The organism is Geobacillus thermodenitrificans subsp. thermodenitrificans DSM 465 (assembly GCF_000496575.1).
Classification (GTDB): domain Bacteria; phylum Bacillota; class Bacilli; order Bacillales; family Anoxybacillaceae; genus Geobacillus; species Geobacillus thermodenitrificans.
On record NZ_AYKT01000033.1, the window covers coordinates 1 to 9,935 of the forward strand.

Consider the following 9,935-nt stretch of genomic DNA (forward strand, 5'->3'; position numbering starts at 1 on the left):
GTAAAGGTGGTGAGAATATGGCTGAAACAGTGCGCGGCATAAACGTTGTCATTTCAGGCGACACAACGAAGCTAGGGAAAGCCCTAGAGGACGTCAACAAAAAGAGCAAGGATATTCAGAGTGAGTTGCGACAAGTCGACCGTTTGCTCCGGTTCGACCCATCCAACACGACCCTTTTGGCTCAAAAGCAACAGCTCCTTGCTCAACAAATAGAGAACACAAGCGAGAAATTGAATCGCTTGAAATCGGTACAGCAGCAAGTCAATGAGCAATTCCGGCGCGGGGAAATCAGCGAAGGGCAATACAGAGCATTTCAACGCGAGATTGAGAAAACACAAGGACAATTGAACAACTTGCGAAGCAAGCTCGACGAAACAAATGCATCTATCAACAAGCACACGACTGCATGGGGGAAGATGCAAGAACGGCTATCCTCTGTCGGAAATAATCTGCGTGATGTTGGTCAACGAATGCAGTCTGTCGGGCAATCCATGGCCACGTCGATGGGCGCGGCGGCTACAGCGATTGGTGGCGCATTAGGGTTCGCCGTCAAAAAGTCGATGGACTTTGAAGCACAAATTGACCGCGTTGGCGCCATCGCCGGAGCTACTCCATCAGAATTGAAGAAATTAGAGAAGGCCTCCCTTGACCTTGGTGCGTCCACTTCCAAGTCAGCTACTGAAGTGGCGCAAGGCATGGAGATTATGGCCGCAATGGGATACAACACGAATCAGATTCTAGCGGCCATGCCGGGTATCATTGCGGCAGCTGAGGCGTCCGGCGAAGATATGGCGCTTGTTGCTGACACCGTATCAGCGGCATTGAACTCCTTCGGTCTTGAGGCGGCAGAAGCGGCTAGGGTGGCAGACGTTCTTGCACAAGCAGCAAATGATTCAGCGGCTGGCATTCAGGATATGCAATATACCTTTAAATACGCGGCACCTGTTGCCCGGACGTTGGGAATCTCGCTAGAACAGCTTGGTGCGGCTACGGAGATCATGGCAAATGCGGGGATTCGTGGTGAGCAGGCCGGAACTACCCTGCGCGCTGCCCTCATTCGCTTGTCTGACCCACCGAAAGAAGCAGCAGCTATGTTGAAAGAATTGGGCGTCCGTATTACAGATTCAAGCGGAAAGATGCTTCCGTTCAACCAGATTATTGCCCAGCTATCGAAAAGTACCGAAAAAATGAGCAACGCCCAAAAGCTTGCTGCACTGTCTACTATCTTTGGTACAGAAGCAGCAAGCGGAATGCTTTCTGTAGTAGAAGCCGGACCGCAAAAACTAGATGCACTCACGAAATCATTGCAAAATTCCGCCGGGGCATCACAAGAAGCGGCGGCAAAAATGAAAGACAACTTGAAAGGCTCGCTGGAGGAACTGCAGGGGGCCTTTGAAACAGCACAGATTACGATCGGAAACGCATTGGCTCCGGCTATTCAAAAGATTGCAGAGGCATTGCAAGGACTTATTAACTGGTTTAATAACTTGTCACCTTCTACTCAACAATTTATTGCCACTGCGGCGGCGGTAGCGGCAGTGCTTGCCGGTATAGGTACAGCTATCGGTGTGTTACTTGCTATTATTGGTGCAGCAGCAAGTGGAATCGGAGCCCTTACGGCGGCGTTTGGTGCGGTATCTGGCGCTATTGCAGCAGCGGGAGGAATGGCAGGAGTTTTTAGCGCAGCAATAGCAGCAATCACAGGACCAATCGGAATCGCTGTAGCTGCTATCGCCGGATTGGTAGCAGCTGGTGTTGCGATCTATCAAAATTGGGACACAATCAAAGCAAAAGCAATCGAAATATGGGGCGCGATTAAGGACTGGTTTAGCCAAACACTCGAAAGTATTAAACAATTCTTTAACAACGCATGGAACAATATTAAAAGCGCAACAAGCGCGACATGGGAAACAATCAAGCAAGTGACTGTCACTGTATGGAATGCTATTAAAAGTGCAGTACTTGCTATTATTATGCCTTTCATTAACGGGATTACTAACCTGTTTAACGGTATGAAAAGCGGATTGCAACAAATTTTTAATGGATTGAAACAATTCTTTAGCGGCGTGTGGCAGGCGATTAAAAACATTTTCCTTGGTGCAGTCCTTCTCATTGTCGACCTTGTAACAGGTGATTTTGAAGGTCTGAAAAACGATGCGAAAGCCATTTTTGAAAACATGAAAAACGCCCTCTCAAACATTTGGGAAGGCATTAAGAAAGTTTTTTCAGGCGCAGTTGAGGCAGCGAAAGGGTATGTAACAACCGCATGGAATACGATTAAAAGTACGACATCGTCTGTTTTTAATGCGGTAAAAAGCACAATTTCATCTATTTGGGAAGGAATCAAATCCTTCTTCTCTACAACAGTCGAAAATATCAAAACAACAATCAGAAACGGTTTCGAAAACATGAAAAACGCTGTTTTTGAGAAAATGACGGCAGCAAAGCAAACGATTGTAGATATTTGGAATAGTGCAAAACAATTTCTTTCAAGTATTGATCTGTATGAAATTGGACGCAATATCATTCAGGGTCTCATAAACGGTATCTCATCAATGGCTAGTGCTCTCTGGGAAAAGGTGAAGTCGATCGCCGACTCTGTGAAAAATGCGTTGCGTGATGCACTCGACATCCATTCCCCATCCCGTGTCATGCGTGATGAAATTGGTAAATGGATTCCGTTAGGGCTCGCAGAAGGTATCGAGAAGAACATCAACGCCGTCATTGCCGCAACGAATCGAATGGCACAGGCGGCGATTCCGAATGTCGCAGGATATTCGGGTGCTGTCGTCCCTGCTACGGCAACTATTAACGTTCCAAAAATGGCCGGCGCAAAAATAGAACAACACTTCCATTTCCACTCAACTGCGCCAACGCCATCTGAAGTTGCTCGAAAAAATCTCCAAGTCTCGCGGCAACTTGCAATGGAATGGGGGCTATGATATGCAGCGAATCACCTTTACAAACTCAAGAGGACAATCCGTGGAGCTGAAATCATCAGCTCCTTTTCTTTTGCAGTCCATTGACGGACTTGGTGATGTGGACGCTGATATTCAAACACAGAAGGCCCCATTTCAAGATGGCTCGACCTACATTGATTCGGTCTTGCAAGAACGCGCTATCTCATTGGAGATTGCGATTCTAGCAGCGGACAAACCGACACTATTACAACAAAGACAATATCTTGCCTCTGTGTTCAATCCGAAACTAGGGAAAGGCGTACTTCGCTACGAAAACGGTGAAACCATTCGAGAAATAGAAGCTGTTCCAGACGGTGTTCCGGTTTTTCCGAGTGGGAAGGAAAATCGAGGACCAACATTCCAAAAGGCGCTTGTTAATTTGCTATGCCCTTCTCCGTTCTGGCTAACAGAAGAAAAAGTCGATCAGCTTGTTGTGTGGGAAGGCGGTCTCGAATTCCCGTTGGAACTTCCTACTTTCTTTGCACAGCAATCTACTAATAAAGCAAAAATTCTATTCAATGACGGCGATGTAGAAACACCTATTTTCGTGACCTTTCATGGACCTGCTACAGCTCCGATTCGGATTGTTAATGTGACCACAGGCGAATTTATCGAGGTAAATCAAAGTCTTTTGCCTGGGGAACGGTTAGAAATTAGTACTGCTTTTGGCCAAAAGAGAGTAACAAAGGTGCTAGCTGACGGAACTGAAGTAAACGCGTTTCACTATATTTCACTGGACAGCACGTTTTTTCAACTTATCCCTGGGAACAACCTATTGGACTACTCAACAGGCGCTGACTATGAACGAGCTGCAGTAAAAATCACATGGCGCAATCGTTATTTGAGCGTGTAGGGAGGTGGGAATATGGCAGAAGAATACTTGTTTTTTAATAGTGTTAACGGCGATAGAAAATATGACATGGAGCAATTCGCAACGTACTTTAAGCAATTTTTATCAAATGGAATTTATCACACGAACAATGTTCCGGCATTAAGAGTATCGCATGTATCCGGAATGCAAACAAAGCTGGAACCGGGTTCAGCTTATATCGAGGGATTCATGTACCGCAACACAGAGGATATTATTTTTACTCACGAAGCCGCAGATCCAACAAACACAAGAATAGATCGCATTGTTTTGCGGTTAGATCGGAGCTTAAACGCTCGGTATATCAAAGCTTTTGTAAAAAAGGGTACACCTGCTACGAATCCACAGCCTCCAGCTCTTCAACGTGATGACATTGTATATGAAATTAGCTTGGCGCAAGTCCGAATCGAAGCAGGAAAAACGACGATTAGCAATGTGAAAGATGAACGTCTTGACCCGAATGTGGCCGGTCTTGTTTCATCTTTAATCACTGTACCGACAGAGCAATTTTTGGATGAATGGAATGCATGGATGGCTGAAATGAACGAGAAAAAAGAAGACTATCAAGCGGCTTGGGAAAGCTGGTTCAACGGTATTCAGAATCAAATCGGAGCTAGGTTATTAACAGGTAGCGCTGAGCCTTCTAATGCAATCGCTGGCGACATATGGCTTAAAACAGTGTAGGTGACGGACATGCAACCGATTCGCATATTGACACCATCGTTTCAATTTCTTGGTGAGATAGATGATTATGAAAGCTTGCAATTCATCCGTCGTTTCCGTAAGCCAGGAGAATTTGAATTACACATTAACGCAAACAAAAATTTGACGGACACGTTGCAAGAAGACAATCTCATTGTTTTGAGTCCGCGTAAAGTTGGAGTTATTCTCCACCGTGAATTAAATCGAGAAAATACAGAACAATTGATGATTAAGGGTTACACGCTTCAAGGGATTTTGAGCCGAAGAATTACTGTTCCACCTGTTGGGCAAGCATACGACAAGATAAAGGCGAATGCAGAAACTGCCCTGAAACATTACGTCCGTCAAAATGCTGTTGAGTCAGTTGATCCAAACCGAATCATTCCCAACCTTGTCATTGCCGATGATTTGCAACGCGGACCGATTGTCGATTGGCAATCGCGCTTTAAAAACCTAGTTGACGAGCTGGAGTCTATTTCGTTTTCTGCCGGAATCGGATGGGACATTTTTTTAGACTTACAGCAACAAAAATGGGTTTTTGAAGTTTATGAACCAAGAAATCTGACAACATCTCAAAACACACTGCCACCTGTGATCTTTTCAGTTGATTTCGACAATATTAAAAATCAAACATTCACGGACAGTGCAATAAATTACAAAAATTTTGGATATGTAGGCGGACAAGGAGAGGAAGAAGAACGTAGAGTTGTTGAGGTAGGAGACACTTTTGGGCTCGAAAGGATTGAAACATTTATTGATGCACGGGATGTTGCTGAAACGACGAAAGAGACCAACGACGAAGGTGAACAGGAAGAAGTTCCACTTCCGGATGAGGTAGTAATTGCACAACTTATTGATAGAGGACAACAGAAACTTAAAGAAATGCAAAAAATATTGAGTTTTGAATCGGAGATCCTTACGTATGGTCCTTTCGTTTATGAAAAAGATTGGGACCTAGGCGACATCGTAACTGTGCAAGACAAAAAATGGGGAATTACATTAGATACGCCGATCACAGAAGTCAAGGAAATCTATGAGCCTGGTGGATTTCGTCTCGAAGCGACGTTCGGGAATACTATGCCGACTTTGATCGAACGCATCAAAAAGACAATCGATGCTCCGATGGTAGAAAAACCTATTAAAACAAACGTTCCAACAAAGCTTTCGGAGCTTGAAAATGATGCTGGTTATATTACTGCGGATGATATTCCTGCGGCACAATCATTTATCCATGAACAGCTCACGCCTAGTAGTCTGTGGGTCATCACTCATAATTTGAACAAATATCCTTCTGTCACTGTGACCGATAGCGCGGGAAATGTTGTAGTTGGTGATGTGAAACATACGTCACTGAATACCACAGAAATTAGCTTTTCCGCAGCGTTTTCAGGAAAGGCTATTTTAGTTTAAGGGGTGAGAAGGCTTGAAATTCTTAACGAATATTGATTTATCAAAAAATGAATTACAAAACGCGCGCATTCAAAACCTGGCAACTGCACCGGCGAATCCAGTGGCAGGACAAATTTATTTTAATAGCACAGATAAAAAGTTCTACGGCTACAACGGAACTGGATGGGTTGATCTCGGGCAAGTTCTGACGGGTGACTCAATCATATCTTTACTCAATGCTTCGGCTTCAAAGATTGATGATGATAATCTTTCTGCTAACGCCAACGATGCAATCAATAAGCGGCACAGTCACGCTAATAAGTCTGTCCTTGATGCGATTGAAGCGGCATACACAACAGCAGAAAAGAATAAACTTGCCGGTCTTCCTGAAATCAAACAGGGGTTAGAGGCTGATCGCCCATCTGCAACGGGTAGCGGTATGGTGTACTTTGCAACAGACACAAAGAAAATCTATAAAGATACCGCACCAAATACATGGACACAAATGGGCGGTCAAGACACGATAGATTGGTCTGCTATCACTGGAAAGCCGTCCACGTTCACACCGCCGATCGCTTCTCCAACGCAACTCGGTGGAATCAAAGTTGGTGCGAACTTAACAATCTTACCTGACGGGACTTTAAATGCTAATGACAATCCTGCTTCTTTCATTCGCAAGCAGGAACGGTTTACGGTTTCCTCAGGACAGACGGTTTTTAATCTCACAAAAGGTACGTACAAACCAGGGACTGGCGCCATCACTTGGTTTTTAGACGGTATAAAGCAAGATGACAAAGCCATGACAGAGACCTCACCGACTAGTGTAACCCTACCAGCTGGTCTTCCAGAAGGCAGTGAGGTCATGTTCGAATACTACGAAGTAATCAACTGGCATCCGTTCCCGAATCACGCGAATGAGCATTTGACGGGCGGGGCTGATCCGATTCCATTAGCAACGCCGACAAGTGATGGTTTGATGCCCAAGGACGCTTTAGCAAAATTGAACGGAATTGCTGCGGGTGCGGAAGTCAATCAAAATGCATTCACAAACGTCAAAGTTGGCTCTACAACCATTTCGGCTGATTCGAAAACAGATACTCTTGAATTAGTGGCAGGAGCAAATATTTCTCTTACTCCAGACGCTACTAATGATAAAGTTACGATTGCTGTTACGGGTGTTGCACAAAATGCCTTTCCTAACGTTAAGGTAGGAGCAACGACGATTTCAGCTGACAATCCAACCGATACACTTGAGCTTGTTGCTGGTTCTGGAATCACGCTCACACCAGATGCGACAAACGATAAGGTAACAATCGCGGCTAACGCTGCTTCTACATCTGCTGCGGGGATTGTTCAACTGAACGATACTGTCACAAGCACCAGCACAACGCAAGCGGCAACGGCAAATGCGGTTAAACAAGCATATGACAGGGCGGTTAGCGCCGAGAACAACGCGAAAAGTTACACAGATACAAAAATCGCCAGCTTGGTGAATAGTGCTCCGGCTACACTTGATACCCTAAATGAGCTTGCTGCAGCATTAGGGAATGACCCGAACTTTGCAACAACCGTAACAAATCAACTTTCTTTAAGGACAAAAAAATATGCAGCTACCATCGGTGATGGAACAACGACGACATTCACGATTACGCACAATCTAAACACACAGGATGTGGTTGTGACTGTTCGTGAAAATGCCAGTCCATATAATGTGGTTTTTGCTGATGTCCAAATCACGGACGCTAATAATATCAAGGTGTTATTCGCTACAGCACCATCTTCCAATCAGTATAGAGTTGTCGTCATAGGATAGGAGGGAGTGGGATGAGTTGAAACTATTTGGACTTGAATTCAAAATCAACGGGTTTGACATTTGGCACAAAGGGAATCTCACGAAGTTAAGTCAACTCACTAATGATGTAGGATACGCGACCACCTCGCAGATACCAACTAAACTTTCACAATTACAAAATGACATCGGCGCAGGAGGTGGTGTGAAAATAACGACCAGCCCTACAGCTCCATCTAACCCGAGCCCAGGAGACTTTTGGTATAAGGAGGTATAGAAATAATGGCAGATAAAAATATTCAAATGACACAGCGAAACGCAAGTAATACCGGATGGGATAATCTTTATCCGATAACAAAAGATAATAATGTCATTATCACGGACCCGAATAACAGATTTACTGGAACAAAATTAGATCAGGTCCTTGATGAGCTTTTTACATTTGCCAATGACGGGAAAACACAAATTGCCAATGCAATTACGGCAAAGGGTGTTTCTGCGAGCCCGACAGAAACATTCGCGTCATTGGCAGCAAAAATCGGGCAGATTAGTACAGGAAAGAAGTGGGCGAATGGTACGACTATAAATAACACTTCTATGATAAGTTTTGCAACAAATACTACGGGTAGTTCTAGTATAAATTCTTATTATATAGAAGTTACAGGACTTAATTTTCAACCTAGCCTTATTCTTGTATGGACAGCATACGGAAACTATGTTACAGCTTATAAAAAACAAATGAATTTAAATAACCAAAATAATGCGAATGCAATAGAAATGACGGGAACATATTCTGTTTATGTTATTTATGAAGTCCAATCTTATGGGTTACAAGTTACAAACGGAAGTTTTAGAGTACCCGTTGCTACTGGGAATACTAGCTGGAATTGGATAGCTATGGAATAAGGGGTGATAGTATGAATTTTATCGGTCGCAGGATTTATTACGACAAAACCACAGGTAACGTCATTCTTGACACAGGCGAAATGGTTGGCTTTGTCACACCAACAACCATTGACGAAGATTTTGAAACATACAAGGCGCTGAAAGAGCGCGTCCGTGATACAGTCAGCGTTATTCAGTTAGAGTTTGGCCAATATGCGGCGGATTTTGCACAATGCAATGGATTCCGCGTGAATCTCGAAACATTGGAACTAGAGTTTTCGTATCCTGATCCGAATGAACCAGAGCCCCAAGAGCCGGTTTATCGCAAGCCGTTATCAGAAGAATTAGAGGAAACCAAACAAGCGATTGCAGAATTGACATTATTATTAGCACAAATTCAAATGGGAGGAATGTAAAATGTTCAATGAAAACAGTGGATTAGTAAAAGTTTGGGTAAGCCTTGTATTAGCAGGAACTTATACACTTGACCAAGTACCTCAATTAAGTAATTTGAGAGAAGTCGTGACTTCTGTAATTAACAGCATGAAATAATGAACAAAAACGAAACGCCAAACCAAGGGCGTATTTTTTATGCCGTTTTACAGAAAGAGAGGTTGTTGAGTTGGAACGATTAGATGTTGCTTTCAAAACCGGCGCGGCCATTCTTGGTGGCTTTGCCGGTTTGATTTTTGGTGAATCGGTTGGATTGATTATCGTTTTATTTTGGAGTAGTGTTATTGATTACGGGAGCGGAATAGTCGCCGCGTTTCTGGAAAAAACATTGTCAAGCAAAATCGGATTTAAAGGGATTGCTAAAAAAGTCATGATATTTGTGATGGTTGCTCTTGCACATCAAGTTGATACTGCGCTTGGAACAAAAAATATGTTTCGAGATGCCACTGTTGTTTTTTATATCGCAAACGAATTGTTAAGTATTTTCGAAAACGCCAAAAGAATGGGTGTTGATGTACCGGAACGTCTGTTGCAAGCAGTTGAAGTCCTGAAAGGAAAAAGTAAGGAGGGTGATAAAAAGTGAAATTTGTCATTGATTGGGGACATGGTGGAAGTGATCCAGGAGCGGTCGGCAATGGCTTGCGAGAAAAAGACTTAACGATGAAAATAGGCAAAATGATTGGTGATATGTTAGGTGAATATGAAGGGGTACAAGTCATCTACACCCGTACCGATGACCGTTACTTATCGTTAGAAGAGCGGGCAGAAATCGCAAACAAGGCCGGGGCAGACTTTTTCCTTTCTGTTCATATCAATGCCGGCGGCGGAACCGGATTCGAAAGCTACGTCTACAACGGCAACGTCAGTCAAGCGACAATCGCATATCAAA

The 9,935-nt window shown here is 43.8% G+C and carries 9 protein-coding genes; all 9 read left to right on the top strand.

Annotation, left to right across the window (positions count from 1 at the left end):
- Positions 1 to 17: 17 nt before the first annotated feature.
- A complete protein-coding gene (locus DSM465_RS0117255) occupies positions 18 to 2,942 on the top strand; it encodes a phage tail tape measure protein (RefSeq protein ID WP_080320056.1) in 2,925 nt (974 codons plus the stop codon).
- 1 nt (position 2,943) lies between these two features.
- The gene (locus tag DSM465_RS0117260; protein WP_029761887.1) at positions 2,944 to 3,813 is read left to right on the top strand and encodes a phage tail family protein; all 870 of its coding nucleotides are present in this window, start codon (positions 2,944 to 2,946) and stop codon (positions 3,811 to 3,813) included.
- Between the two features lie 12 nt (positions 3,814 to 3,825).
- The gene (locus DSM465_RS0117265) at positions 3,826 to 4,512 is read left to right on the top strand and encodes a hypothetical protein (RefSeq protein WP_051358550.1); all 687 of its coding nucleotides are present in this window, start codon (positions 3,826 to 3,828) and stop codon (positions 4,510 to 4,512) included.
- Between the two features lie 9 nt (positions 4,513 to 4,521).
- Positions 4,522 to 5,940, top strand: coding sequence for a siphovirus ReqiPepy6 Gp37-like family protein (locus DSM465_RS0117270; RefSeq protein ID WP_029761890.1), 1,419 nt, complete (start codon positions 4,522 to 4,524; stop codon positions 5,938 to 5,940).
- Positions 5,941 to 5,953: 13 nt separating this feature from the next.
- Positions 5,954 to 7,732: a tail fiber protein gene (locus tag DSM465_RS20005; protein WP_029761891.1), complete on the top strand. Its 1,779-nt coding sequence runs from the start codon at positions 5,954 to 5,956 to the stop codon at positions 7,730 to 7,732.
- Positions 7,733 to 7,990: 258 nt separating this feature from the next.
- Positions 7,991 to 8,614: a hypothetical protein gene (locus DSM465_RS0117285; protein ID WP_029761892.1), complete on the top strand. Its 624-nt coding sequence runs from the start codon at positions 7,991 to 7,993 to the stop codon at positions 8,612 to 8,614.
- Between the two features lie 11 nt (positions 8,615 to 8,625).
- On the top strand, positions 8,626 to 9,009 hold the full coding sequence (locus tag DSM465_RS0117290) for a hypothetical protein (protein ID WP_029761893.1): 384 nt from the start codon (positions 8,626 to 8,628) through the stop codon (positions 9,007 to 9,009).
- 206 nt (positions 9,010 to 9,215) lie between these two features.
- Positions 9,216 to 9,629, top strand: a complete 414-nt coding sequence (locus tag DSM465_RS0117295; protein WP_029761894.1) for a phage holin family protein — start codon at positions 9,216 to 9,218, stop codon at positions 9,627 to 9,629.
- Positions 9,626 to 9,935: N-acetylmuramoyl-L-alanine amidase family protein (locus DSM465_RS0117300; RefSeq protein WP_029761895.1), on the top strand; the 310-nt coding region annotated here is incomplete at its 3' end. The genes DSM465_RS0117295 and DSM465_RS0117300, both read left to right, overlap by 4 nt.

Excerpts from the sequence above, each read along its gene's own strand:
- DSM465_RS0117290 (WP_029761893.1), top strand. The coding sequence starts at position 8,626 with ATGAATTTTATCGGTCGCAGGATTTATTACGACAAAACCACAGGTAAC.
- DSM465_RS0117285 (WP_029761892.1), top strand. The coding sequence starts at position 7,991 with ATGGCAGATAAAAATATTCAAATGACACAGCGAAACGCAAGTAATACC.
- DSM465_RS0117260 (WP_029761887.1), top strand. The coding sequence starts at position 2,944 with ATGCAGCGAATCACCTTTACAAACTCAAGAGGACAATCCGTGGAGCTG.
- DSM465_RS0117265 (WP_051358550.1), top strand. The coding sequence starts at position 3,826 with ATGGCAGAAGAATACTTGTTTTTTAATAGTGTTAACGGCGATAGAAAA.
- DSM465_RS0117270 (WP_029761890.1), top strand. The coding sequence starts at position 4,522 with ATGCAACCGATTCGCATATTGACACCATCGTTTCAATTTCTTGGTGAG.
- DSM465_RS0117255 (WP_080320056.1), top strand. The coding sequence starts at position 18 with ATGGCTGAAACAGTGCGCGGCATAAACGTTGTCATTTCAGGCGACACA.